The sequence below is a fragment of the uncultured Sulfitobacter sp. genome (genome assembly GCF_947499945.1).
Lineage (GTDB): Bacteria > Pseudomonadota > Alphaproteobacteria > Rhodobacterales > Rhodobacteraceae > Sulfitobacter.
Window position 1 is genome coordinate 340,158 of the sequence record NZ_CANMQD010000001.1, and the last position, 24,474, is coordinate 364,631.

Genomic DNA, 24,474 nt, shown 5'->3' on the forward strand with positions numbered 1-24,474 from the left:
GGGCCTGCGGGCTTAGTTGCTGCTGGTGAGCGTTATACCAGCGACGCCTGCGGGTTCAATGGTTGGCCGCATCCCTAACAAAGGGGCCACACGGCGGATCATCTCGGCGGCTACAGGCACAGCCGTCCAACCCGCGGTGCGGCGCGGTTTGTCACCCGAGGTCATCACCGGCTCATCCAGTGTGACGATCAAAACATAGCGCGGGTTCTCCGCCGGAAACATAGAGGCAAAAGTGTTGATATTTTTGTCTTTATAATAACCACCACCCGCACGAAGCTTCTCGGAGGTGCCCGTCTTTCCTGCCACGAAATATCCCGGCACTTCCGCAAACGAGGCCGTACCATCATCACCTGCAACCACATCACGCAACATCCGGCGCGCCGCGGCCGCCACTTCGGGACGCATCACGCGGTCACCCAATTTGGGGCCAGTTTGCTTGAGCAGGGTCGGCTTTACAACGCGGCCCCCGTTGGCAATCACGGCATAGCCTGCGGCCAGATGCATCGCCGTGGTCGAGATGCCGTGACCATAAGAGATCGTCACCGCAGACAGGTCGGTGTACCGCGCAGGCACAAGCGGCGTGCTGCCCGATGCTTCGATAATCTCGAAGGGTGACTTCTCAAAAAGACCAAGTTTGCGCAGAAATTCCTGCTGGCGCTCTTTTCCGATCATCAGGGCCAAGCGGCCCGTGCCACGGTTCGAGGACTTTTCGATAATCTGGCTGACGCTTATTGTGCCGTAATTCTTATTGCCAAATTCACCGATGCGGTGCCCGCCGACTTTCATCGGCCCTTTGGTGTCGATCAGCGTGTTTGCATTCACCAGACCGAGCTCCATCGCCTGAGCGGCGGCAAAAATCTTGAAGGTCGAGCCAAGCTCGTAGACGCCTTGAACCGAACGATTAAACAGCGGGCTGTCGGATGCATCGCCCTCTACAGCCGGGCGCGGGCGCTTATTTGGGTCAAAGCTGGGCAAGGACGCGACGCTAATCACTTCGCCTGTGTGAACGTCCATCAAGATGGACGTTGCCCCTTTGGCGTTCATCATCTTCATCCCGCCCTCAAGCACCCGCTCGGAGGCCGCCTGAACAGACAGATCAAGGCTTAGCTCAAGTGGTTTGCCGGCATTGGCAGGGTCGCTGAGATAGTCGTTAAAATACTTCTCCGCCCCTGCAACTCCTATCACCTCGGCGGCGCTCACTCCTTCACGACCAAAGCTGGACCCGCCCATGATATGCGCGGCAAGTTTGCCATTGGGATAAAGGCGCATATCACGCGGCGCAAAGAGCAGTCCCGGATCGCCGATGTCATGCACGGCCTGCATTTGCTCGGGGCTGATTTTCTTTTTCACCCATAGGAACTTACGCTTGCCGGTGAAATCCTTGATCAGACGTTTCTCATTCAGATCGGGAAAGATTTTTGCCAGCTTCTTGGCCGCTGCCTCGCGGTCAATCATATGAGGCGGCTGTGCATACAGCGCATGTGTGTCGAGGTTGGTTGCAAGGATGCGGCCATTGCGGTCCACGATATCCGCACGTGTATTGGCGATAACTGAGCCTGGTGCATGGGCGCGCGGCTCTACCGGATCGGAGACTGCCAAAAGCCCCATCCGCGCGCCCACAACGGCAAAGGCACAGAAGAAGCACACCCCAAGGACCAAAAGTCGGCTTTCGGCGCGGCTGCGGTCTCGGTCGCGCATCTGCTCATGCCGCAGACGGCGGTTTTGACTCTCGATGGCGTCGGGGTTCTCCCCCTTGGCGCGGGCCTCAAGAATACGGGCAAGCGGGCGCAGGGGCGTGCGGATCATAGGTCATTCTCCGAATTCATCGTAGAGACATCAACGGGATTGGTGATCGGCAACAAGGGCGGCACGGGGTACTGCACCTCGTCCACTTGCCCGAATTGATCAGGATGCAACGGCAAAAGCTGCAACCGCTCAAAGTTCAACTCTGCCAGATCCCGCAGACGGTCGGGGCGGTTCTGGAAGGCCCACTCCGCGCGCAAAATCGCCAGCCGCGCATGGGTATCGCGGATTTCGGCATGCAATCTATCGGTCTGGTTCAGCACGGCTTGGGTCGCATAATTCTCGCGGTAAGCCCAAAAGGCCAGCCCGATCACACACAAGGAGGTCAATACATAAATCACAGATCTCATTGTTTCTTTTCCCTCATCATGGGCATGCCAATGGCCTTTGCCTCAATCGTTCCGGCAGGTGCATCCGTGCGGGTCGCGACCCGCAGTTTGGCACTGCGCGAACGCGGATTATCTTCCAACTCTTGATCGTCTGGCCCGATGGCCTTGCGCGATTTGATGGTAAACTGTGGTGCGTCCCGCTCGACCTCGGGGGCGAAACGGTTGGCATTACCCCCTGCCCCTGCACGCGCGGTGAGGAAGCGTTTGACCATTCGGTCCTCGACAGAATGGAACGTCACAACCGCGAGCTGACCGCCCGGTTTCAGCGCACGCTCGGCGGCCATAAGACCCTCCCACAGCTCGCCGTATTCGTTGTTAACGGCAATGCGCAGCGCTTGGAACGTGCGTGTGGCGGGATGGCTCTGGCCCGGCTTGGCCCGGGGCAAACAGCTCTCGACCAGCCGCGACAACTTGGAGGTCCGCACAATCGGGGCCTCTTCTCGCGCGCGCACCAGCAGGTTGGCGATGCGGCGGCTGGCGCGTTCTTCGCCGTAAAGGAAGATGATGTTGGCCAGTTCTTCCTCAGATGCCTCATTCACCAGATCAGCAGCAGAAGGGCCGTCTTGGGACATGCGCATGTCCAGCGGACCGTCGCGCATAAACGAAAAGCCGCGCTCGGCCAGATCAAGCTGCATGGAGGAGACGCCAAGATCGAGGACAATGCCATCCAGCTGTTGGCCGTATTCATCCATCTTGGAGAAAACGCCGCGTTGCATAATGATGCGCTCGCCGTACTCTCCTGCCCATGGCTTTGCCATCTCATGCGCCATCGGGTCACGGTCTACCGCGATCACACTTTCCGCACCTGCATCAAGCAAGCCGCGCGTATAACCGCCAGCCCCGAACGTACCGTCAAGCCAGCGACCGGACACAGGAGCAACCGCCGCCAAAAGCGGACGCAACAAAACGGGGATATGGGGGGAGGTCTCGGTGGCAGCCATAACCTGTTACGCTCCCGGCGTTCCGTCCAGGAACTCCATCGGATCGAAGTCCTCTGGTAGCTCGTCAAGCCATGCTTCCTGCTTGGCACGCTCTTGGGTGTCGTATGTCTCGGGGTTCCAGATCTGGAAAGTGTCGCCCATCCCGATAAAGAAGGCCTCTTTGTCCAGATCAATTTTGCCGCGCAGCTTGGCGGGAAGCACCAAACGTCCTGTTTCATCGACAGTCGTTGGAAAAGACTGCCCATGAAACAGGGCTTGGAGCATCTTACGCTGCATGGAACCACGCGGGAGGGCGTCAATCTTGGCGTCAACCTCTTCAATAGCGGCCATGGTGTAGCATTCAAGGTATGCACGACGATGATCGCCGTAAACAATCACAAGCTCAGGGGCCTCACCAGATTTCCAGTTGGGGTCAGAGGCCTCCAACACGCGCCGAAAAGAGGCGGGTATAGATACCCTCCCCTTCGTGTCGACCTTGTGTTGGCTTTCGCCTCTGAACCTTCGGCTCACTGTCTTGTCCCTTTAATGCGCGTCTTGCGCCTTGTCGTCCTGCCTGCGCACTCTTTGGTGCAAATCGGGGCTCCTACGTTCGCGGGAGCTAAAAATAAAAAGGGCGGATTGATCTGCTGCCACTGATCAACCCGCCGCTTTATTCCCACCTTGGTGGGGAAGTCCGACTGCGCGCGCCACCTGGGGGGATGTCTGCTCGCCCGCGCGCCGGATCTCTTGGTCTGATGAAAGCGAAGGCCTGTATGAAACCTGCTAGAGTTTATTTTTGTGTGGGGTCGTTTGGTGCCCCGTAGTCTCGTTCTCATCCGATGAATAAGGGATACGATGGGAAATCATGGGCGTCTACAATTAATTTAAACTTTAGACACTGTATGTTGTTTTCTGCAGGTTTAAAAAACAACATTTAGCGGTCATTTCAGTCAATCTGATAGCACAAATTGTGAAGGAAGGACCAACGACAACTAGATATAGACAAACTCAACTCGGGCAAAATTTTCCCACAATTTCCCAGAAAACTTTCACTCACTGACTTATCCACAAGAAATATTCCCCCTTTGTTCCCTTGTAAATACAAATTCCGATCCCGAATCGCACCTGCTTATGTCAAATCACTACCTTTGAGGTACTCGCCCTTTTTCTAGAAACTCTAATTTCCCATCTTTTCCCATAGAAGATGCTGAAAAACGCGAGGTGGCCTATTTACACCACCCTCACCGACCTTAGGGTGGATCATCTTGTGGATTAGGCCCTCACCCGTCACACAAAGAAACATGCACTCGTTGACAGGTTTCCAAATATGACCGCCCTCAGCCTCTTGCGACATGCGCTTGAATTACTCACCCACCATCCCTTGAAAACACTCAGGGTGATTAGCCCTGCCGTAGCACTCATGATCGGTGTGAGCATTATTGCAGTGCTGACGACACCAGAAATCTCGCTGGGCGTCGCGGGTGATGATGCCCCGATGAGTGTGCCAACAAACTGGCTCTTGCTGGCGGGCATGACATTTAGCTACGCGATGATGGCGATCCTTTGGCACCGGCATACGCTTGGCGGTGCTGGTATATCGCACCCGATCTCCATTCCGCTGATCCTGAGTTATCTTTTGCGTGTCGCACAACTGACATTGATTCAGCTGTCGGTCAGCCTTGCACTGATCATACCTCTCATAATTTCGAGCCAGAACAGCGCTAGCGACGGCCCTGCATTCCATTCTGTGATGCTTACAACCTTCGCCACCCAGCTGTTGCTGGTCTGGTTATCACTCAGGCTAAGTCTGATACTCCCCGCAGCAGCGATCGGCCAGCCGATCAAACTGATGATGAGCTGGAAGCACACGCAACTGCTGAACCATCCCTTGTGGCGCATTGCAGCACTGCTTGCCCTGATCAATACTGGCCTGACAGGATTGGCAGGCTTATTCGACCTGAAGGCGACCTATCACTTGATGGTCTTTGAGCTGCCTATCTATATCTTTGAAGGTCTGCTCATTTTCAGCATCCTCACCACGCTCTATAAACTACAGGTTCAAAAACTTCCGATTGACGGCACCTAGGCCATGCCACCCTTTATGAGCCCTTCGGCAAGACGCGCATAGGATTGCGCCATAGGTCCATCCCCGATGGCAACGGGCGTGCCATTATCCCCAGCAAGCCGTGTTTCAAGATCAATCGGCAAAGTTCCCAAAAGCGGCACACCCATAGACTGCGCCTCAGCAGCGACACCGCCCTGCCCAAATATCTCGTGCTCGGCGCCGCAGTCCGGACAGACGAACATCGACATGTTTTCAATCAGGCCTAGAACGGGCGTTTTGAGCTTTGCGAACATGTCCAGCGCCTTGCGGGCATCAATCAGGGCAACATCCTGCGGGGTGCTGACGACAATGGCTCCTGTCAGCTCGGACTTGGTGCATAGTGTCAGCTGCACATCGCCTGTGCCGGGCGGCAGATCAACCAGCAGAACATCCAGCTCGCCCCACTCTACCTGTCCCAACATCTGCTGCAACGCGCCCATAAGCATTGGGCCTCGCCAGATCGTCGCCTTCCCCTCCTCCATCATGAACCCGATGGACATCAACGTGACGCCATGGGCCTTCAAAGGAATAATGGTTTTGCCATCAGGACTGGCAGGGCGCTTGTTCACGCCCATCATACGCGGAATGCTGGGACCATAGATATCGGCATCCAACAGACCGACCTTGCGCCCCTGCTTGGCTAGCGCCACAGCGAGGTTCGTGCTCACAGTGGACTTGCCGACACCACCCTTGCCTGAGCCGATAGCGATAATGCGCTGTACGCCACTCGGCTTGGTTGGGCCGTCTTGCGGCTTTGGGTGGCCACCAATCTTCAGGCTGGGCGGCGCAGCAGGCTTGGCCGCAGGACCGTGCGCCGTTAGGGCCACTGTAGCCTGTGTCACATCAGGCAAGTCCTTGACGATCTTCTCTGCCGCATCGCGCAATGGACCCATCGCTTTGGCAACCTCGGCACTAGGCGCCTCTATAACAAAGCGCACCACGCTCCCCTCAACGGTGAGGGCGCGCACCAGATCATGAGCGATTAAGCTGCGCCCGTCCGGCAAATTAATCCGCTCAAGTGCGGCAATCACATCATCTTTGGTCAGGGCCATGGTGCTTCTCCTATTGCTCTGGTCTGACATCGCAGATTGAGCAAAAACCACAAGACCGCAGCGCTGCGTTATATTAACGCCCAGAGGGAAGGCGCCGCGGCCTAAAAATAGGGCAGAGATACTTATGCACATGCTGCATGGCAGAAATGCAAAAGAAATCGTTGTGCAAGTGCAGCAAAAATTGCTATCTCTAATCTCGAAAACAATCCTCCCGATGGTTTTCTTAAATACCGAAAGGACCTTCACCTCCTCCCGAAGGCCCCCTTTCATCTTTAGGCGGCGATATCTCCTCCCAGATATCGTCGCCCTTTTTTTGCCTTCTCCCCAGCGCCGCCATGCTCACAGTTTCGTGAGGCACTCTTGAATTATTATGAATGATTAACAGTACCTTGCCGTAGCGTCGCATATGCAGAAACCGCATAGCTGCATTGCAGCATTACTTCTTGTCTGCCCATCGATAATCCCTATTTATCGTTCACAACAAGAAGCAGATGATATGAAAGAGTTAACATGACATACTTCACAGACACAAACGCAACAGCATCCACACAGCCTAGCCGCATCGCAGCATTTTTTGACGCAATCGCGCTCAAAATGCGCCAGCGCAAGGCATACCGCCAGACGTACAACGAGCTGTGCACAATGACTGCACGTGATCTGGCTGACCTCGGCATGAGCCGCGCAGACTTCCGCCGCATGTCCACAGAAGCGGCTGAACTGGTCCGCTAAACCCGAATTCCCTGCGGTTCGGTCCTCCCACTGGACCGCAGGCGAATATACAGCGCGGCAGAGTCTCGCCTCCCCGATGACCCCACGCTGTAAAAGCTGCGTCTCTCGTTCCTCCCGATTGAGGGATGCACTTTATAAGACGGCGTCCCCGCCTCCCCGGGGGCGCCGTTTTACTTTACCGCTACCGCTTCAAGCAGATCACCCGGCTGGCATTCCAGGACATCACAGATGCGCGCAAGGGTCTCGAAACGCACGCCTTTGACTTTACCTGACTTCAGCAAGCTCAGGTTCTGTTCCGTAATGCCGATCGCCTCAGCCAGATCCTTGCCCTTCATCTTGCGCTGCGCGAGGACCACATCGAGCCTGACAACGATTTCCATCAGATAAATTCCTCGTTTTCGCGGGCAATCTGGATCGCCTCTCGCATAACAAGGCCCAAAAACAGAAATGCCAGTCCGCAAAATGCCAATCCTACATCGCCACTACTGTACCAGAACCGCAGCGGCAACGGACCATCCGCATTATGCCACGAGCGTACCATCGGGCTAAGCGCCCCGGCAAGAAGCGCCAAGGCGGAGGATGAGAAGATCATGATCCCCATTGCCGACAGCCTGCGCGAGATGCGGGTATCAAAGACAATGCCCTGTCGCAAAAGAATCAAAGCCCAGAAACCCGCCACGTACCCCAGAAAACCAAGGACCACAGGCACGGCCCACATTGTAAAGAAGACGATCCGCGTGGTCATAGCAATCTGTGCGTCAGGGTCCACCCAGCGATCATTGCGGGTCCACTTGCCGGGATCAAGAAATGACACCTCAAGGTTCCAAGCCAGCGCATGATAAGGATAATAGAGCATCATCGGCAGCATCACGATCATCGCAATCGTGGCAAGGCGGCGTATACGGTGCATGTTGTTTCCTTATTTATTATTGTATTACGATAATTATTATTGCTTTTAGGATCAAAGCATACCTTAATACAGATATCCACCTCATAGGAGAACATTTGTGAAAACCATACTTCTTGCTTCTGCGCTTACCGTTTCGAGCGTTGCTGCCGCTGCCACAATTGGCCTGCTGGCGAGCGCCCAACCGCTTGCCGCTGAACCTGTGAATTTCGGACAGGGCACCCAAATCGGGCGGGTCGGTACTTTGCCAGCCCTGCCGCCAGAACTACGTGGCCTCTACAGCCAGTTTCGCCGCGAAGCACGGTACTTTGCCGCTTTTGCAGTGCATTTTGAAAAGGCCGAAGGCTTCTACATCCAGAACTTTCACGACGCGGCCAGTGTCCGTGCAGCCGCGTTGGAAGGCTGCAAACAGTATGCGCAGGCTGAAGGCTGTGTGATCTATGCTGTTGCCATGCCAGAATCGCTTCCTGTCGATCATTCCCGTGCAACAGGGCTGAGTGAATGGGCCGCCGATGACTTCACCACGGTCTATAAAGAAAAACAAAAACCAGGAACATACGGAGCTTTTGCGGTTTCAGGGGCCAGTCACCATGGATACGCCCATGGATATAAGACCGCAGCAGAAGCGGCTAATACAGCCATCGCCTACTGTAAAATCGGCGTGGTAAAGGACATGGCGGAATTAGGGCCAGAAGCCCGCAAGTATGCACGCGCACGCGGCTGGCAGAACTGCAAAGTTATTGAGTCCCGCTTCACTCCCGAAAACCAGTCATGATGACTGCTTGCGATTGTCCGCCCTAGAACGGCACATCATCTGCGGCGCTCAAAAAGCGGGCGACGACTTTCTTGTCGCCCGCTTTTTCAAAGGAAACTTCCAGTTTGTCCCCCTCAATCCCGATGATCACACCATAGCCGAACTTCTGGTGGAACACCCGCTCCCCCATCATAAAGCTGCTGCTTGCAGTCATATCGATAGTAATGTTCTTGGCCTCCGCAGGCTGGCTCATTCCCCGTGTGCCTGCGCGTGACTGCAAGCGCCGCCAGCCGGGCGAATTATAGACATTCGCCTCTGCCGCCGCTTCGTGCAGGGTGCTTTTCGGCATAGCAGCCCCAAAGCTGCCGCCATATAGACCCGGCGGGGTGAGAACTTCCACATGCTGCTCTGGCAACTCGTCGATAAACCGTGAGGGCAGCGCGTTCTGCCACTGCCCAAAGACAAAGCGGTTGGCGGCAAAGGAAATTGTACAAATTTCCTCCGCGCGAGTGATGCCCACATAGGCAAGCCGCCGCTCTTCTTCCAAGCCCTTCTGCCCGCTCTCGTCCATGGAGCGTTGGGAGGGGAATAGGCCATCCTCCCATCCCGGCAGGAACACAGCAGGAAATTCCAGCCCCTTGGCCGCGTGTAGGGTCATAATGCTGACCTTCTCGCCCTCATTTTCCTTTTCATTGTCCATGATCAGGCTGACATGCTCCAAGAACCCTTGCAGGTTTTCGAATTGCTCCAACGCTTTGACCAGTTCTTTGACGTTCTCGAGCCGCCCCGGCGCTTCTGGCGTTTTATCGTTCTGCCACATGGTGGTGTAGCCGCTCTCGTCAAGAATGATCTCGGCCAGCTCCACATGGCTGATCTCTGGTGGTGCAAATTCCATGCGAAGGGGACCGCCATTGTCCAACACCGACTCGTCATTGGCCTCAATGCGCGGACCGTGCAGCTTGGACGACCAACGGTCGATACCCTCGATCAGGATACGCAATTCTGCCGCACCCTTCCCCCCGATCCCTTTCTCGTCGAGCAATATTCGAGCACCCTCAATTAGATTGGTGCCATTGGCCCGCGCCGCGCCTTGGATTTTCTGCATCGCCACTTTGCCAAGCCCGCGTTTGGGGGTGTTGGCAATCCGCTCAAACGCAAGATCATCGTCAGGCGACGTCACGACGCGGAAGTAGGCCATCGCATCGCGAATCTCGAGCCGTTCATAAAATCTGGGGCCGCCAATCACGCGGTAAGGCAGGCCGATGGTTAAAAAACGGTCCTCAAACGCACGCATCTGGTGTGATGCCCGCACTAGAATCGCCATGTGATCAAGGCTGAATTTCCGCAAACCGCGTGTACCGCGCTGCATGGATTCAATCTCGTCGCCGATCCAGCGTGCTTCTTCTTCCCCGTCCCAATGGCCAATCAGGCGCAGCTTTTCGCCTTCTTGCGCATCGGTCCACAGCGTCTTCCCCAAACGCCCTTCGTTACCCGCAATCACGCCAGAGGCAGCGGCAAGGATGTGCGGGGTCGAGCGGTAATTCTGCTCAAGCCGCACCACATGGCTGCCTGGAAAATCCTTCTCGAACCGCAGGATGTTGCCCACCTCGGCCCCGCGCCAGCCATAAATCGACTGGTCATCATCGCCCACGCAGCAGATATTCTTGTGTCCCGCCGCGAGCAGTCGCAGCCAGAGGTATTGGGCAACGTTGGTATCCTGATATTCGTCGACCAGAATAAATTTGAACCAACGCTGGTACTGCTTGAGCAGATCATCGTGGGTCTGGAAAATCGTGACCATGTGCAAAAGAAGATCACCGAAATCACAACAGTTCAGCTCCTTGAGCCGCGTCTGATAGGCCGCATAAATCTTGGGCCCGAGGTGATTATACGCCCCCGCATCGGCGGCAGGTATCTTGTCGGGCGTCAGAGCGCGGTTCTTCCAATCGTCAATGATCCCCGCGAGCATCCGAGCAGGCCAGCGCTTGTCGTCAATACTCTCCGCTGCCACCAGTTGTTTGAGCAGGCGCAGCTGGTCGTCCGTGTCCAGAATGGTGAAGTTGGATTTCAACCCCGCCAATTCAGCATGACGGCGCAGCAGTTTGACACAGATCGCATGGAAGGTACCAAGCCACGGCATCCCCTCAACAGGCTGGCCCAACATGCTGCCCACGCGGTTCTTCATCTCCCGCGCGGCCTTGTTGGTGAAAGTCACTGCCAAAATCTCGTTCGGGCGCGCGCGGCCCGTGTTCATGAGGTGCACAATCCGCGCCGTGAGCGCACGCGTCTTGCCCGTCCCTGCCCCGGCAAGCATCAGAACAGGGCCATCCATCGTCTCCACCGCCTCACGCTGTGCGGGATTCAGCCCGTCAAGATAAGGCTGCGGCCGCGCAGCCATCGCACGCGCGGACAAGGAAGCGCCCTCAAAGGCGGCATTTTCATCGAAATCATTCATGGCTGGAAAATTAGCGCAAACCATGAGGAAACAAAAGGGACGTTCGCACAATGTTCCCCCATTCAGGCATTTTCACCACCTATGCGCCCAAATCTGGCCCAAAACCAAAGCGAGAGTGAAGCATTGCCGTTTGAAGGACTGCTATGGAATTCCTGCTAATTTGGGCCCTAAAGCTTTTTCTGCCTGCCCTGGCCATAGGCGGGCTGTATCTCTGGGCGGATCGGACAAACACATCCCCTCGTGCGCTGAACGATGCCAAACAACGGCAATTTATTGCTGTGAACACCGCTATTTACGGTTTGCTTGTCGTGATTTTGGGGTCAATTGCACTTTTTGTAGATGGGCTGGTCTATCGCTACCGGCATTTCTACTCTGACGGCAACGTCGTAGCAGGGGCAACAATCGCCGTCTTTTTTGGCCTTTGCGCGATTGTGTTGTCTCAATACTTGGGGCGCAGTTACCGTGTGCATTGGGATGATCACGCGATTGAAGGACCTTCGGCCTACCGCCTGCCGCCTTTTGGCGCAAAGCGGTTGCGTTTGACCTACCAGCAAATCGACGGCATCGGCGTGGATTGGGCCGAACAGCTTTGTTTGTACCGCAGTGACGGACGCGCGGTAAAATTCAGCCATTTCTATCGCGGACACGACGCCCTGATGAAGCAATTGGAACGCAAACGCCCGGATCTGCTTGTCGAGGAGGACGATTGGGTAGAACCATAAGATTGCACGATAGGGCACTATAACCCCGCTTTTACATCAGGGTCGGGTTTGATAGCGTTTTTTCATGGATTTGCATTCAAAATACCCCGCCCTGTCAGACCTGCGCGCCCGCGCGCAAAAACGAATACCCAAATTTGTCTGGGAATACCTCGACAGCGGTACGGGCGACGAGATGACAAAAGCACGCAACCGCGCAGGGTTGGACCGCATCGGTATGATGCCCTCCATCCTTGACGGTGAGTTTACACCAGACCTGAGCACGACTTTTTTGGGCGCTGACCTGCCCCTGCCCTTTGGCATTGCGCCCATCGGCATGTCGGGCTTGATGTGGCCGGACGCAGAGGGCCACTTGGCCCGTGCTGGTGCACGCGCAAACATCCCTTATAGCATATCCACCGTGGCCACCCAAAGCCCTGAAGATATCGCCCCACATCTGGGGCAGCATGCATGGTTCCAGATGTACCCCCCGCGTAATGCCGACATTAGGCGCGATATGCTGGCGCGGGCAAAGGCCGCAGGGTTCTCCACGCTGATCCTCACCGTCGATGTGCCAGTCGCAAGCCGCCGCGAACGGCAGGTTCGCTCGGGCCTCACCAATCCACCCCGCCTCACACCACGCCTGTTGGCCCAAGTGGCGATGCGCCCTGCATGGGCCATGGGAATGGCGCAGCGCGGCATGCCCCATATGCGCGGCCTCGACAAATACGCCAATGCAGCCACCAACGGCCTGTCGCCCACGGCGCATGTTGGCTATCTGCTGCGCACCGCTCCTGACTGGGACTATGTCAAATTTCTACGCGCAGAATGGGATGGTAATTTTCTCGTCAAGGGCGTGCTGCGCCCTGACGATGCCGTCCGCTTGGAGGGCATGGGCGTTGATGGTATCTGGATTTCGAACCATGCGGGCCGCCAGTTTGATGGCGCACCTGCCGCCATTGAAGCCCTGCCCGCCATCCGCGCCGCAACCAGACTTCCCCTGATATTTGACAGCGGAATTGAAGGCGGTTTGGACATTTTGCGAGCGCTGGCTTTGGGTGCTGACTTTGTGATGCTAGGCCGGGCATTTCACTTCGCGCTTGGAGCTTTGGGTCCGCAGGGCGTTGACCACCTGATTGATATTCTGGCAAAGGATATGGCGGCAAACATGGGCCAGATCGGCGCCCGCAGCCTGCTGGAACTGCCACCGCCGATAGCCGTTTAGTGAATGAAGTCCAGCCTATTGCGCACGTAACTTCAAGTCACCAAGGATGAACTGGAACTTTGTATCACCGGGGGGAAATGTCTCTCCGTTGGCTCCAACACTGTTCACAACATAACCGTCGCCAGCGCGGTAATAAGTGCCACAGACAGCCCCGCCAAATTCGTTGATCATGTCGCGCGTTCCCCCAAGCAAACTGGCCGACATGGGATCACGACCAGTTATAGTGACATCGGGCGCCCGTACGCAAACCCTATCCCCTTGCAGCATGCTGCGCGATACAACTTCGATGTTTTGGATACTTGTACTACCTGGAATTTTGAGTGCAGCAATTTCATTTGATACCATCGTATTACCCTCGATTGTTGAGGTGATGATTGAAGCGCAACTGTTCGTGGCAGCCTCATAATCAACGCAAGCGCGTTTGTTCGGATGCGCGGCGAGAATGTTACGTATGTTGAGCTGCTCGCCCTTGGGTAAGTTCTTTACCGCAAAAGGATCAGGTGTCGCGACACAGCCTCCTACAATCGCCGCAAAAGCGCCCACGCCCATAATTTTCGCCAGTTGCCCCATAGTTTCTTCTCCTGCTGCTCGGTTCTTTTCTTTAATAACGGCACTGCCCTGTTGCAAAAGCAATGAAAAATCAGGGGTAATCCCATGGGTTGAAGCATTTTGTCGCCCAATAGCATCAAAAGATCTACCGCTGTCGCGCTGCGAAAAGGTAAAACTAGCCCTCTACCCAATGACACGCATTGCGACACCGAGTAACTTCCGCCTACAAATTGGGGAGACCCCACTGGGAAAGGCCTGCCAAATGACTGACTTCCACAAAATCCTCATCGCCAACCGTGGCGAGATCGCCATTCGCATCATGCGAGCCGCCAACGAGATGGGTAAAACTACCGTTGCTGTCTTTGCAGAGGAGGACAAGCTGGGGCTGCACCGCTTTAAGGCGGACGAAGCCTACCGCATCGGCAAGGATCTGGGACCAGTCGCTGCGTATCTCAGCATCGACGAGATGATCCGCGTGGCCAAGGCCTGCGGTGCGGACGCGATCCACCCGGGATATGGCCTGCTCTCCGAGAACCCCGATTTCGTAGATGCATGTGCGCAGAACGGTATCACATTTATTGGCCCCAAGGCCGAGACAATGCGTGCCCTGGGAGACAAGGCCAGCGCACGCCGTGTAGCCATGGCCGCTGATGTACCTGTGATCCCTGCGACAGAAGTCTTGGGTGATGACATGGATGCCATCAAAAAGGAGGCCGCCGCAGTCGGATACCCCTTGATGCTCAAGGCGTCATGGGGCGGTGGTGGACGCGGGATGCGCCCGATCTACAACGAGGAAGAGCTGGAAGAAAAGGTCCGCGAAGGCCGCCGTGAGGCAGAGGCTGCCTTTGGCAATGGCGAGGGTTATCTGGAAAAGATGATCATGAAGGCGCGCCACGTCGAGGTGCAAATCCTTGGCGACAGTCACGGTGATATCTATCACCTTTATGAGCGCGACTGCTCCGTCCAGCGCCGCAACCAAAAGGTCGTGGAACGCGCGCCCGCCCCCTACCTGACCGAAGAACAACGCGCCCATGTCTGCGAGTTGGGTCGTAAAATCTGTGCCCATGTAAATTATGAATGCGCAGGCACAGTTGAATTCCTGATGGATATGGAGACGGATGAGTTTTACTTCATCGAAGTGAATCCACGCGTGCAGGTCGAGCATACAGTAACCGAGGAAGTCACTGGCATCGACATCGTGCAGGCGCAAATCCTGATCGCTGAGGGCAAGACCATTGCCGAGGCCACAGGCAAAGCATCGCAGGCCGATATTCAGCTTCAGGGTCACGCGCTGCAAACACGGATCACCACCGAGGACCCGCTCAATAATTTCATTCCAGACTATGGCCGCATCACGGCCTTCCGTGAGGCCACAGGCATGGGCATTCGTCTGGATGGCGGCACGGCCTATTCTGGCGGCGTGATCACGCGCTACTACGACTCTCTACTGGTCAAAGTGACCGCCAAAGCGCAAACGCCAGAGCAGGCAATCGCCCGCATGGACCGCGCCCTGCGCGAGTTCCGCATTCGCGGCGTCAGCACTAACATCGCCTTTGTCGAGAACTTGCTTAAGCATCCGACTTTCCTCGACAATACCTACCACACCAAATTTATCGATGAGACGCCGGAGTTGTTCCAGTTCGCAGCCCGTCAGGACCGCGGCACAAAAGTGCTTACTTATATTGCCGATATCTCCGTCAACGGACACCCCGAGACAAAGGACAAGCCCCTGCCCCCAGCAACCAGCCGCGCCCCCGAGCCACCAGCATCCCGCGCCGAGCCGATGATGGGCACGCGCAATCTGCTGGAGCAAAAAGGCCCGCAGGCCGTGGCCGACTGGATGGGACAGCAACGGCAGCTTTTGATTACCGACACCACCATGCGCGACGGACACCAGTCCCTGCTCGCCACCCGGATGCGCAGCCATGACATGATCAAAGTGGCGCCTGCCTATGCCGCCAATCTGCCCACGCTCTTTTCGGTCGAGTGTTGGGGGGGGGCGACTTTCGATGTTGCATACCGTTTCTTGCAGGAATGTCCGTGGCAACGCCTGCGCGACATTCGTGAGCGGATGCCGAATATCATGACCCAAATGCTGCTCCGCGCCTCCAACGGCGTGGGCTATACCAACTATCCCGACAATGTGGTGCAGCATTTTGTGAAAACTGCCGCTAGTTCCGGGGTCGACGTGTTCCGCGTGTTCGACAGCCTCAACTGGGTTGAGAACATGCGCGTCGCGATGGATGCGGTACAAGACGCGGGCAAGATCTGCGAAGGTACTATCTGCTACACAGGCGATATTTTTGACCCCGACCGCGCAAAGTATGACCTGAAATACTATGTCGCCATGGGCAAAGAGCTTAAAGCCGCTGGCGCCCATGTGCTGGGCCTCAAGGACATGGCGGGTTTGCTCAAGCCTGCCCAAGCACGCATTCTGGTGCGTGCGCTCAAATCCGAAGTTGGTTTGCCGCTTCACTTCCACACCCATGACACGGCAGGTATCGCAACTGCCACCATCCTCGCCGCCTCAGAGGCGGGTGTGGACGCGGTTGATTGCGCCATGGATGCATTCTCGGGCAACACGTCACAAGCGACGCTCGGCTCGGTCGTGGAAGCATTACGCCACACCGACCGCGACACTGGGCTGGACATGACTGCCGTGCGCGAAATCTCGGACTATTGGGAAGAGGTGCGCCACCAGTACCGTGCGTTTGAGACGGGCATGCAGGCACCCTCCTCCGAGGTCTACCTGCACGAGATGCCCGGCGGCCAATTCACCAATCTCAAGGCGCAGGCCTCCTCCCTTGGCCTTGATGACCGCTGGCCCGAAGTGGCCCGCACCTACCGCGATGTGAACCAGATGTTCGGCGACATTGTAAAAGTCACGCCTTCGTCCAAAGTTGTGGGCGACATGGCCCTGATGATGGTCTCCCAAGGGCTGACCCGCGCACAGGTCGAAGATCCTGCGACTGATGTTTCATTCCCCGACAGTGTGATTGACATGATGCGCGGAAATCTCGGCCAACCTCCCGGTGGCTTTCCTGCGGGCATCGTAAGTAAGGTTCTCAAAGGTGAGAAACCCAACACCGACCGCCCCGGTGCGCATCTGAAGCCTGTCGATCTGGATGCGGTCCGGAAAGAATTGTCCAAACAGCTTGACGGTATGGTAATCGACGACGAGGATCTGGCTGGTTACCTCATGTACCCCAAGGTCTATACCGACTACATGGCCCGTCATGCGATCTATGGTCCCGTGCGCACTCTGCCCACGCCCACGTTCTTTTACGGGATGGAGCCAAGCGACGAGATCACCGCCGAGATTGATCCCGGCAAGACGCTGGAAATCCGCCTTCAAGCAATTGGTGACACCAACGAGGATGGCGAGGTGAAGGTTTTCTTTGAGCTGAACGGCCAGCCGCGTGTGATCCGCGTGCCAAACCGTCTGGTCAAAGCAACAACCGCACAGCGTCCCAAAGCAGAAACCGGCAATCCGAACCACATCGGCGCACCGATGCCCGGTGTTGTGGCCTCTGTCGGCGCTGTGGTGGGCCAAAAAGTCAAAGCGGGCGATCTGCTGCTCACCATCGAGGCCATGAAAATGGAAACAGGCCTGCACGCAGAGCGTGACGCGGTGGTCAAAGCAGTGCATGTCACAGCAGGCGGTCAAATCGACGCCAAGGACCTTTTGGTAGAATTGGAATAAATGATGATGTTGAGTATTACGCCGCTGTACGCGGGCCTCCTGACGATTGTCTTCCTCGCGCTCAGCGTGGCGGTGATCAAGCAGCGGGTGGCTGTGGACAAGGCAGGCGATGGATCAGATGAGACTGCGCTGAACAAATCCATGCGCGTGCAGGCAAATTTCGTCGAGTATGTTCCCCTCGGCGTGATCTTAATGCTCTGCGCGGAGCTGCAAGGAGCCCCAAATCTGGCAGTCCATGCCATGGGTGCAACCTTGCTCATCGGCAGGATCTGCCACGGCATCGGCATGTCCCAAACACCGCAAATCACCGCCCTGCGCGCATCAGGATTTCTGCTGACCGCACTCATGCTCGTGCTCTCTTCGTTAGCGGTTTTGGGCCATGCTCTATTCTAAAGCAAAGTTTTTGCAAAAGAGGTCAATTTACCTCTTGCGGCATGTGGCACAGGGGGCTAAATCACCCTCACTAACTGATGCGGGCGTAGCTCAGGGGTAGAGCATAACCTTGCCAAGGTTAGGGTCGGGCGTTCGAATCGCCTCGCCCGCTCCAGTTAGACCACCCTACCCCGGTGGTAAACGGTAAGGTCGCCTTAGGGCGGCCTTTCGTCGTTTGAGGCCCAGCATCGGGATATCACCCAGACTGTGCTGGCGGCTTTTGCCGCAAATCGGTTATGTTATGCTCATCATCTTCCCCATATGCTAAGCATTTGGTCAAAAGGCAAACTCACCATGCGCAGCACTGGCCGCTCTCCCCCTACACTCGACGATGTTGCCGCGAGAGCCGGTGTCTCGACTGCGACTGTATCGCGCTGCCTCAACACGCCCGAACGCGTCTCCGACAGCACCCGCACGCGTGTGCTCAAAGCGGTTGAAACGCTGGGATATACCCCTAATTTTGGCGCCCGCGTTATGGCCGCACAGCGCACTTTCACCATCGGTGCGATCATTCCAACCATGGAAAACGCGATCTTTGCGCGCGGCTTGCAGGCCTTTCAGGAGGAACTGCATCGACATGGCTATACCCTGCTGGTGTCCAGCACGTCCTATGATCCGAAAATCGAGGAAAAGCAGATTCGCGCCCTTGTGGCGCGGGGTGCCGACGGGCTGTTGCTCATAGGGTATGACCGTGATCCGGCGATCTATACCTATCTTGAACGTCAGGCTGTGCCGACCCTGATTGCATGGGCCTTCGCTCCAGAGATACCACTTCCCGCCATCGGGTTTGATAACCGCGCCGCCATGCGCAGGCTGGCGCAGGAAGTCATCGACCACGGCCACAAACGCATCGGCGTCATCTCTGCGCTGAGCAAAGGAAACGACCGCGCGGCAGAGCGGCTGCTGGGTGTCAGAGACGCGCTCGGTGCGAATGGCCTGCCGCCCGAGTGTCTGACCATCATCGAAACACCTTACGGTATTGAAACGGGTGAGCAGGCGATGATCCAACTCATGCAAGGCACTGCCCCGCCCAGCGCCGTGATGTGCGGTAATGACGTGTTGGCGGCGGGTGCCTTGCGCGGCGCGCGGGCCATGGGCCTCGACGTGCCACGCGATGTGTCGGTGACGGGATTTGACGACATCGAAATGGCCCGCATCGTCACACCAGCGCTAACCACCATGCAGGTCCCGCACCGCGAGATGGGCACAAAAGCGGCCACCGCCCTGATCGCCCTTGTCGACGGCGCGCAGAGCATGGGCGCTCAAAAACTTGATGTAACGCTTGAACACCGCGCCTCTCTGGGGCCTGCCAAACAAAGCTGAAGCCTTCAAGCACTTCCGCCACTTTAGGGCCGTGACATTGCATGCTGTTTTGGTCAGGCTCATTCATGGACCATAAGCGGAGCACCTCACTATGAATATTCTCGTCGCAGGCGCTGGGATCGTCGGCATTTCGACTGCCATCTGGCTGCAACGTGCAGGCCACAGCGTCACAGTTGTCGACCGCGCAGGCCCTGCTTCTGGCACCAGTCACGGCAACGCAGGTGTTTTGGCCGCTGGAGCGGTTGTCCCTGTGACCACTCCAGGGCTGGCACGCAAAGCACCTGCCATGCTTATGGACCGCGATGCGCCCTTGTTCCTGCGCTGGTCCTACCTACCGCGCCTGCTGCCGTTCTTGCGCAGATACCTGGCTTACGGCACCGATGCCCATGTGGATCACTACGGCAAATCCATGTCTGCCCTGCTCCATGACACTGTCGAGCAGCATCAAGCGCTGGCTGCTGATACGCCTGCCGCACGGTTCATCACGACGGATGACTATTGTTTCGGCTATGCCACCCGCGCCGATTTTGACGCCGACAGCTATGGCTGGGGCAAGCGTGATGCGCAGGGGGTGCAATACGAGGTGGTGAGCGGTGCACAATACGCCGCTTATGATCCGATCTTTGGCGATGCTTTTAAGACAGTCGTGCGATGCAAGAACCATGGCCGCATCAGCGATCCGGGTGCCTATGTAAAGGCACTTGCCGAGCACTTTGTCTCGGAAGGAGGCACGCTCCAGATCACTTCGATCAACGATATTGAGATGGAGGAAGGTGCCGTGAGCGCGCTGATTACCGACGATGGTCCCCTCACCGCTGACAGAATCGTCTTTGCAATGGGCCCATGGTCGCGCGAGATCGCCCATAAGTTGGGCGTCAAAGTCCCTTTCGAGAGCGAGCGGGGATATCATATCGAGCTTACCAATCCCTCCACAATGCCCCGTGCGCCTATGATGGTCGCCTCGGGCAAGTTCGTGCTGACCCCGATGGAGGGCCGCTTGCGGGCTGCGGGCGTCATCGAATTTGGCGGGCTGGATGCACCCGCATCGCGTGCACCCCTTGATATGCTACGCCGTCAGGTGAAAAAGCTGTTGCCCGACCTGCAATACGACGACGTTGTTGAATGGATGGGCCATCGCCCCGCCCCTGCGGACAGCCTGCCGCTGATTGGCGCTAATGATGCCAGCGGCCGCAGCTACAGCGCCTTTGGTCACCAGCATGTCGGATTGACAGGCGGCCCGAAAACGGGTCGGATGATTGCGGAGTTAATTAATGGCCGCGCCCCCAATATGGATATGCGCGCCTTTGATCCCTCAAAATATCGAAGCTAAAGGCCGTTAGAGCCTCAACCAACCGGGAGACAATCCATGAATACGTTTACGAAACTGGCCTGCACCGCAGCCGCAACAGCGCTGATCGCAGGCGCTGCATTGGCCGATGGTCATGCGCAAAAGTGGGACATGCCAATGGCCTATGCGGCCACCAACTTCCACTCCGAACAAGGCGTCGTTTTCGCTGATAAAGTGCGCGAATATACCAATGGTGCCATCGACATCACCGTCCATCCCGGTGGCTCGTTGTTTGGCGGTGGTGACATCAAACGTGCTGTGCAGACGGGTCAGGTCAACATCGGTGAGCGCTTCATGTCCGCCCACGCGAATGAGGCCCCTCTGCTGGGGTGGGACAACCTGCCCTTCCTCGCCACTACCTATGCTGATAACGCAAAACTCTGGGAAGCGGCAAAAGGGCCGGTGAACGCACAGCTGGCGGATCTTAACATGGTGACGCTCTATTCCTGCGCATGGCCGGGTCAGGGTTTCTATTTCGCCAAGGAAGTAGGCTCCTCCGCAGACACCCAAGGGGTGAAATTCCGCTCCTATAACTCTGCGACCGCAACCTTTGCCGAAGAACTGGGTATGATCCCTGTCCAGATTGAAGCGGCAGAACTGGCGCAGGCATTGGCAACTGGCGTTGCCTCCTCGTTCATCTCGTCAGGCTCCACTGGGTATGACCAAAAGGTCTGGGAGCACCTGAGCCACTATTACAAAGTCAACGCATGGCTGCCGCGCAACTACGTCGTCGCGAACAAGCAGGCGTGGGAAGCACTGGACGATGAGACCCGCGCAGGTGTGATGAAAGCCGCAGACGAGACTGCCGCCGCCTGTAACGCCAAATCCGAAGAGCTGGCCGATTTCTACTTTGCCGAGCTTGAAAAGAACGGCATGACTGTCACGGACGCCTCGCCCGAGTTTTTGGCCGAGCTGGAAGTGATTGGTGCCAAGATGACAGCCGAATGGCTGGAGACTGCTGGTGCTGATGGCCAAGCGATCATCGACGCTTACAAAGCAATGAAGTAAGCACTTGTGCGCCCTGCCAAATGGCGGGGCGCATCTTTTCACCTAAGGAATTCAAGACATGCGCGACTGGTCGCCAGTGCTGGGCCTGCCTTTATGGGTATGGCTCTTTGTCCTGCCTCTGCTCTTCGGAGTGCTCTGCTTTTTCGCAAAAGAACCTTTGGAACGGCGCATGCGCCCTCTTTGGCGTTTCCTTGATGGCGTCTATTTCGCCTCGGGCGCCATCGCCGCGTTTTTCATGTGTACGATCCTGCTGCTGATTGTCGCGCAGATGGTAGCCCGCTGGACAGGTGTCGCCCTCCCCGGCACAACCGAATTTGCAGGCTATGCCATGGCTGCCACCTCATTCTTTGCACTGTCCCATGCCCTCACCCGCGGCGCGCATATCCGCGTGTCGATTGTGCTGAACTGGAACCGCTTCACCTCTCGCTGGCTTGATATCTTCGCCGTGACTGGTGCTGCGATCATCGCCACCTACTTCGCACGCTATGCAGTCAAGACCACCCAATTCTCCGAAATGCTGAATGACCGCACTCAAGGGCAGGACAAAATCCCCGAATGGGTTGTCACCTTTCTGTCCCTGCCTAAGACGCCGATTGGCGAATGGGGCAGCGCCATGGGCAATGCCTCGTCCGAACTGGTCTTTACCCCCGTTTGGATACCGCAGCTTGCCATGTCAGCAGGTGCGATCCTGCTAGCAATCGCACTCTGGGACACGTTGTACCGCACGATAATCACGGGCAAGAACCCCATCGTTTCAGAGGCCGTAGAATGATCGAGACCTATGCAACTATCGTCTTTCTCTGCGTCCTATTCGGGCTTCTCGCTTCGTCTATCTGGATCGGTCTGGCACTCATGGGGGTCGCTTGGGTAGGGCTTGAGCTGTTCACCACCCGTCCCGCAGGCGATGCGATGATCACGACCATCTGGACCAGTTCCAGCAGTTGGACCCTTACCGCCCTGCCGCTCTTTATCTGGATGGGTGAAATCCTCTACCGCACGCGATTATCCCAAGACATGTTTCGCGGGTTGGCCCCGTGGATGCGCTGGCTGCCCGGTGGATTGCTGCACACCAATATCGCGGGCTGCACGATCTTTGCCGCAGTCTCAGGGTCCTCCGCCGCAACGCTGACCACTGTGGGCAAGATGAGCATCCCCGAACTGCGTAAACGCGGCTACCCTGAATATATGATCATCGGCACACTCGCGGGTGCGGCCACCCTCGGCCTGATGATCCCGCCATCCCTCACCCTTATCGTTTATGGCGTCTCCATCAACGAGAGCATAATTAAACTCTTCATGGCTGGCATCATCCCCGGTCTGGTCCTCGCGGCGTTATTTATGAGTTATATCGCCGTCTGGCACTTTGTCCGCCCCGGTGAGCGCCCCCCGCCAGAACCGTCTATGTCATTCGGAAAAATGCTCGCCGAGAGCCGTTTTCTCGTGCCTGTTCTATTGCTCGTCTTTGCGGTCATCGGCTCGATGTACTTCGGCTGGGCCACCGCGACCGAAGCCGCCGCCGTAGGCGTTCTCGGCTCGCTCACGCTGGCACTCTTCCAAGGGTCGCTGAGCTTCAATACCTTTCTCGAAAGCCTTATGGGCGCCACACGCACTTCCGCAATGATCGCATTAATCCTGATGGGAGCGGCCTTCCTGTCACTGTCCATGGGCTTTACCGGACTGCCCCGCGCGCTGGCCGCGTGGATCGACGAGTTGAACCTATCGCCCATCGTGCTGATCGCAGCACTCACGGTGTTCTATATCATCCTTGGCATGTTCCTTGACGGGATTTCCTCGGTTGTCCTGACGATGGCGATCGTCGAGCCAATGATCCGCCAAGCGGGGATCGACGTGATCTGGTTCGGTATCTTTATCGTTGTAGTGGTCGAGATGGCACAGGTTACACCACCTATCGGTTTTAACCTCTTCGTGCTCCAAGGCATGACCAGACACGAGATTTCGTATATATCGAAGGTCGCCCTGCCAATGGTCGGCTTGATGCTTCTGATGGTCATTATTCTGGTGATCTTCCCCGAACTCGCCACATGGCTGCCCGACAAAATCAGCGCAAACCAAGTCCGACAATAGCACTATGATCCCGCGCGTCACTGTCCTGCAACTCGACACCCACTTCCCCCGTATCGCGGGAGATATCGGCAATGCTGAAACCTATGCGCGCCCGCCCCAAATAATCCGCATCGCAGGCGCTTTCGTGCAACAGATCGTAACGGGCAACCCGCAGAATATTGAGATGGCATTGTTCGAAGAGGCTTTGAGCCATGCGGAGGGCGATATAATCGTAACCTCCTGTGGATTTCTGTCTTACTGGCAAGCGCATCTTGCCGCCCTCACGGACCGCCCGTTTATCAGCTCGGCGCTTACAGCGCTGGATCACTTGAGCGCAACCTATACCCCCGAAGAATTGCGCATCCTGACCTTCGATCAAGCGTCTTTGGGCGCTGCACATCTGGGCAAGTATCCCGAGTACCTAAACAGCATCCTAGGCCTGCTTCCTGCGCACCATCTGCGCCAAGTGATCAGCCAGAACCTCAGCGCCCTCGACCCTGATAAAGCAGGAGCCGAGATCACGGCATTATTGACCGAAACCCAGACAAAAGCGCACCGCCATATCCTGCTGGAATGTACAAATCTGCCGCCCTACCGCGCGGCTATAACTTCCGCGACAGGCCTGCCTGTCACCGATATCCTAACCTGTATTGAGGCGGCTTGCGCAGGTGCCATAGCTCCCGAGTTCAGTTGATCGGGAACCGTTTGAGGCAAATGGGCGCGTTGCGCTGATAGTCGCGCAGCGTCTCGTCCACATCGCGGCGATCCCGCATTGCTTCCATGGCACGCTTCTTCTCGGTCCAGTTACCACTCACATGCCGCTCGAGGATCAGAACGGAAATTCCAATAAGCACATCCTTTTCAGAATCGCCCATCAGTCCCGCACCATTGAGCGTCACCCCCGTCATCGCCATCATATTGGCGCATCGGATTGCCGCGACCTCGTCCCCTTCATATATCCTCTGACCTGCAGCGACATCCGTGGAAACAAGCGCAAGCATCAGGACCAGC

23 protein-coding genes and 1 tRNA gene are annotated in these 24,474 nt (G+C 56.7%); 14 read left to right on the plus strand and 10 right to left on the minus strand.

The features are described 5' to 3' along the window. Positions 1-12: 12 nt before the first annotated feature. Genes Q0775_RS01670 through mraZ form a run of 4 tightly spaced genes read right to left on the minus strand, consistent with a single transcriptional unit; the run spans position 13 to position 3,643 of the window. On the minus strand, positions 13-1,806 hold the full coding sequence (locus Q0775_RS01670) for a penicillin-binding protein 2 (protein ID WP_298857540.1): 1,794 nt from the start codon (positions 1,804-1,806) through the stop codon (positions 13-15). Continuing rightward, positions 1,803-2,153: a cell division protein FtsL gene (locus Q0775_RS01675; protein WP_298857542.1), complete on the minus strand. Its 351-nt coding sequence runs from the start codon at positions 2,151-2,153 to the stop codon at positions 1,803-1,805. The genes Q0775_RS01670 and Q0775_RS01675 overlap by 4 nt, the downstream gene beginning before the upstream one ends. Then, the gene (gene rsmH / locus Q0775_RS01680; protein ID WP_298857544.1) at positions 2,150-3,133 is read right to left on the minus strand and encodes a 16S rRNA (cytosine(1402)-N(4))-methyltransferase RsmH; all 984 of its coding nucleotides are present in this window, start codon (positions 3,131-3,133) and stop codon (positions 2,150-2,152) included. Before rsmH ends, Q0775_RS01675 begins: the two co-directional genes overlap by 4 nt. A gap of 6 nt (positions 3,134-3,139) precedes the next feature. Beyond that, a complete protein-coding gene (mraZ, locus tag Q0775_RS01685; RefSeq protein ID WP_298857546.1) occupies positions 3,140-3,643 on the minus strand; it encodes a division/cell wall cluster transcriptional repressor MraZ in 504 nt (167 codons plus the stop codon). A 796-nt stretch (positions 3,644-4,439) separates the two neighbouring features. On the opposite strand from mraZ, the gene Q0775_RS01690 reads away from it, so the two are divergent. Continuing rightward, the gene (locus Q0775_RS01690; protein ID WP_298857548.1) at positions 4,440-5,198 is read left to right on the plus strand and encodes a hypothetical protein; all 759 of its coding nucleotides are present in this window, start codon (positions 4,440-4,442) and stop codon (positions 5,196-5,198) included. Here Q0775_RS01690 and Q0775_RS01695 read toward each other — a convergent pair. Further along, positions 5,195-6,268 (minus strand): Mrp/NBP35 family ATP-binding protein, encoded by a 1,074-nt coding sequence (locus Q0775_RS01695; protein WP_298857549.1) that lies wholly within the window; start codon positions 6,266-6,268, stop codon positions 5,195-5,197. The two genes, Q0775_RS01690 and Q0775_RS01695, sit on opposite strands and share 4 nt — an antisense overlap. A 510-nt stretch (positions 6,269-6,778) precedes the next feature. Between Q0775_RS01695 and Q0775_RS01700 the strand changes: the two genes are divergently transcribed. Continuing rightward, positions 6,779-6,997 carry a DUF1127 domain-containing protein gene (locus Q0775_RS01700; protein ID WP_298857550.1) on the plus strand — a complete coding sequence of 73 codons (219 nt, stop codon included), beginning with the start codon at positions 6,779-6,781 and terminating at the stop codon, positions 6,995-6,997. 170 nt (positions 6,998-7,167) lie between these two features. Here the strand turns inward: Q0775_RS01700 and Q0775_RS01705 are convergent, their stop codons facing one another. After that, positions 7,168-7,377 carry a helix-turn-helix transcriptional regulator gene (locus Q0775_RS01705; protein ID WP_298857552.1) on the minus strand — a complete coding sequence of 70 codons (210 nt, stop codon included), beginning with the start codon at positions 7,375-7,377 and terminating at the stop codon, positions 7,168-7,170. After that, positions 7,377-7,907 (minus strand): DUF2975 domain-containing protein, encoded by a 531-nt coding sequence (locus Q0775_RS01710; protein WP_298857554.1) that lies wholly within the window; start codon positions 7,905-7,907, stop codon positions 7,377-7,379. Before Q0775_RS01710 ends, Q0775_RS01705 begins: the two co-directional genes overlap by 1 nt. Positions 7,908-8,004: 97 nt before the next feature. Here Q0775_RS01710 and Q0775_RS01715 point away from each other — a divergent pair, with 97 nt between their 5' ends. Then, positions 8,005-8,679, plus strand: a complete 675-nt coding sequence (locus Q0775_RS01715; protein ID WP_298857556.1) for a hypothetical protein — start codon at positions 8,005-8,007, stop codon at positions 8,677-8,679. A gap of 22 nt (positions 8,680-8,701) precedes the next feature. Here Q0775_RS01715 and Q0775_RS01720 read toward each other — a convergent pair whose 3' ends face one another. After that, positions 8,702-11,113 (minus strand): ATP-dependent helicase, encoded by a 2,412-nt coding sequence (locus Q0775_RS01720; RefSeq protein ID WP_298857558.1) that lies wholly within the window; start codon positions 11,111-11,113, stop codon positions 8,702-8,704. A 143-nt stretch (positions 11,114-11,256) separates the two neighbouring features. On the opposite strand from Q0775_RS01720, the gene Q0775_RS01725 reads away from it, so the two are divergent. Both Q0775_RS01725 and Q0775_RS01730 read left to right on the plus strand, forming a co-directional pair. Further along, on the plus strand, positions 11,257-11,835 hold the full coding sequence (locus tag Q0775_RS01725; RefSeq protein WP_298857561.1) for a hypothetical protein: 579 nt from the start codon (positions 11,257-11,259) through the stop codon (positions 11,833-11,835). Between the two features lie 64 nt (positions 11,836-11,899). Then, positions 11,900-13,036, plus strand: coding sequence for an alpha-hydroxy acid oxidase (locus Q0775_RS01730; protein WP_298857564.1), 1,137 nt, complete (start codon positions 11,900-11,902; stop codon positions 13,034-13,036). 15 nt (positions 13,037-13,051) lie between these two features. Here the strand turns inward: Q0775_RS01730 and Q0775_RS01735 are convergent, their stop codons facing one another. Then, entirely contained in the window at positions 13,052-13,606 is a 555-nt protein-coding gene (locus Q0775_RS01735; protein ID WP_298857566.1) for a hypothetical protein, read from the minus strand. A gap of 241 nt (positions 13,607-13,847) precedes the next feature. Here Q0775_RS01735 and Q0775_RS01740 point away from each other — a divergent pair, with 241 nt between their 5' ends. The 9 genes from Q0775_RS01740 to Q0775_RS01780 all read left to right on the plus strand — a co-directional run bounded on the left by Q0775_RS01740 (position 13,848) and on the right by Q0775_RS01780 (position 24,157). Continuing rightward, complete coding sequence (locus Q0775_RS01740) at positions 13,848-17,288, plus strand: pyruvate carboxylase (protein ID WP_298857569.1); 3,441 nt, start codon at positions 13,848-13,850, stop codon at positions 17,286-17,288. Then, positions 17,289-17,681, plus strand: coding sequence for an MAPEG family protein (locus tag Q0775_RS01745; protein ID WP_298857571.1), 393 nt, complete (start codon positions 17,289-17,291; stop codon positions 17,679-17,681). A 79-nt stretch (positions 17,682-17,760) separates the two neighbouring features. Next, positions 17,761-17,835: transfer RNA gene (locus Q0775_RS01750), tRNA-Gly, on the plus strand. 179 nt (positions 17,836-18,014) lie between these two features. Beyond that, positions 18,015-19,043 (plus strand): LacI family DNA-binding transcriptional regulator, encoded by a 1,029-nt coding sequence (locus Q0775_RS01755; protein ID WP_298857574.1) that lies wholly within the window; start codon positions 18,015-18,017, stop codon positions 19,041-19,043. A gap of 91 nt (positions 19,044-19,134) precedes the next feature. Continuing rightward, positions 19,135-20,373 (plus strand): FAD-dependent oxidoreductase, encoded by a 1,239-nt coding sequence (locus tag Q0775_RS01760; protein WP_298857576.1) that lies wholly within the window; start codon positions 19,135-19,137, stop codon positions 20,371-20,373. Between the two features lie 36 nt (positions 20,374-20,409). Continuing rightward, on the plus strand, positions 20,410-21,399 hold the full coding sequence (locus Q0775_RS01765; protein ID WP_298857581.1) for a TRAP transporter substrate-binding protein: 990 nt from the start codon (positions 20,410-20,412) through the stop codon (positions 21,397-21,399). Positions 21,400-21,457: 58 nt separating this feature from the next. Then, positions 21,458-22,171 carry a TRAP transporter small permease subunit gene (locus tag Q0775_RS01770; protein ID WP_298857583.1) on the plus strand — a complete coding sequence of 238 codons (714 nt, stop codon included), beginning with the start codon at positions 21,458-21,460 and terminating at the stop codon, positions 22,169-22,171. Further along, complete coding sequence (locus Q0775_RS01775) at positions 22,168-23,484, plus strand: TRAP transporter large permease subunit (RefSeq protein WP_298857585.1); 1,317 nt, start codon at positions 22,168-22,170, stop codon at positions 23,482-23,484. Before Q0775_RS01770 ends, Q0775_RS01775 begins: the two co-directional genes overlap by 4 nt. Positions 23,485-23,488: 4 nt before the next feature. Continuing rightward, positions 23,489-24,157 (plus strand): hypothetical protein, encoded by a 669-nt coding sequence (locus Q0775_RS01780; protein WP_298857587.1) that lies wholly within the window; start codon positions 23,489-23,491, stop codon positions 24,155-24,157. Here Q0775_RS01780 and Q0775_RS01785 read toward each other — a convergent pair. Then, on the minus strand, positions 24,150-24,464 hold the full coding sequence (locus Q0775_RS01785) for a hypothetical protein (RefSeq protein WP_298857589.1): 315 nt from the start codon (positions 24,462-24,464) through the stop codon (positions 24,150-24,152). The two genes, Q0775_RS01780 and Q0775_RS01785, sit on opposite strands and share 8 nt — an antisense overlap. Positions 24,465-24,474 lie beyond the last annotated feature (10 nt).

What these genes read in the sequence shown, in the direction of transcription:
- Q0775_RS01670 (WP_298857540.1), bottom strand. Translation starts at nt 1,806, where the DNA reads ATGATCCGCACGCCCCTGCGCCCGCTTGCCCGTATTCTTGAGGCCCGC.
- Q0775_RS01675 (WP_298857542.1), bottom strand. Translation starts at nt 2,153, where the DNA reads ATGAGATCTGTGATTTATGTATTGACCTCCTTGTGTGTGATCGGGCTG.
- rsmH (WP_298857544.1), bottom strand. Translation starts at nt 3,133, where the DNA reads ATGGCTGCCACCGAGACCTCCCCCCATATCCCCGTTTTGTTGCGTCCG.
- Q0775_RS01690 (WP_298857548.1), top strand. Translation starts at nt 4,440, where the DNA reads ATGACCGCCCTCAGCCTCTTGCGACATGCGCTTGAATTACTCACCCAC.
- Q0775_RS01695 (WP_298857549.1), bottom strand. Translation starts at nt 6,268, where the DNA reads ATGGCCCTGACCAAAGATGATGTGATTGCCGCACTTGAGCGGATTAAT.
- Q0775_RS01700 (WP_298857550.1), top strand. Translation starts at nt 6,779, where the DNA reads ATGACATACTTCACAGACACAAACGCAACAGCATCCACACAGCCTAGC.
- Q0775_RS01705 (WP_298857552.1), bottom strand. Translation starts at nt 7,377, where the DNA reads ATGGAAATCGTTGTCAGGCTCGATGTGGTCCTCGCGCAGCGCAAGATG.
- Q0775_RS01710 (WP_298857554.1), bottom strand. Translation starts at nt 7,907, where the DNA reads ATGCACCGTATACGCCGCCTTGCCACGATTGCGATGATCGTGATGCTG.
- Q0775_RS01720 (WP_298857558.1), bottom strand. Translation starts at nt 11,113, where the DNA reads ATGAATGATTTCGATGAAAATGCCGCCTTTGAGGGCGCTTCCTTGTCC.
- Q0775_RS01725 (WP_298857561.1), top strand. Translation starts at nt 11,257, where the DNA reads ATGGAATTCCTGCTAATTTGGGCCCTAAAGCTTTTTCTGCCTGCCCTG.
- Q0775_RS01730 (WP_298857564.1), top strand. Translation starts at nt 11,900, where the DNA reads ATGGATTTGCATTCAAAATACCCCGCCCTGTCAGACCTGCGCGCCCGC.
- Q0775_RS01735 (WP_298857566.1), bottom strand. Translation starts at nt 13,606, where the DNA reads ATGGGGCAACTGGCGAAAATTATGGGCGTGGGCGCTTTTGCGGCGATT.
- Q0775_RS01740 (WP_298857569.1), top strand. Translation starts at nt 13,848, where the DNA reads ATGACTGACTTCCACAAAATCCTCATCGCCAACCGTGGCGAGATCGCC.
- Q0775_RS01745 (WP_298857571.1), top strand. Translation starts at nt 17,289, where the DNA reads ATGATGATGTTGAGTATTACGCCGCTGTACGCGGGCCTCCTGACGATT.
- Q0775_RS01755 (WP_298857574.1), top strand. Translation starts at nt 18,015, where the DNA reads ATGCGCAGCACTGGCCGCTCTCCCCCTACACTCGACGATGTTGCCGCG.
- Q0775_RS01760 (WP_298857576.1), top strand. Translation starts at nt 19,135, where the DNA reads ATGAATATTCTCGTCGCAGGCGCTGGGATCGTCGGCATTTCGACTGCC.
- Q0775_RS01765 (WP_298857581.1), top strand. Translation starts at nt 20,410, where the DNA reads ATGAATACGTTTACGAAACTGGCCTGCACCGCAGCCGCAACAGCGCTG.
- Q0775_RS01770 (WP_298857583.1), top strand. Translation starts at nt 21,458, where the DNA reads ATGCGCGACTGGTCGCCAGTGCTGGGCCTGCCTTTATGGGTATGGCTC.
- Q0775_RS01775 (WP_298857585.1), top strand. Translation starts at nt 22,168, where the DNA reads ATGATCGAGACCTATGCAACTATCGTCTTTCTCTGCGTCCTATTCGGG.
- Q0775_RS01780 (WP_298857587.1), top strand. Translation starts at nt 23,489, where the DNA reads ATGATCCCGCGCGTCACTGTCCTGCAACTCGACACCCACTTCCCCCGT.
- Q0775_RS01785 (WP_298857589.1), bottom strand. Translation starts at nt 24,464, where the DNA reads ATGCTTGCGCTTGTTTCCACGGATGTCGCTGCAGGTCAGAGGATATAT.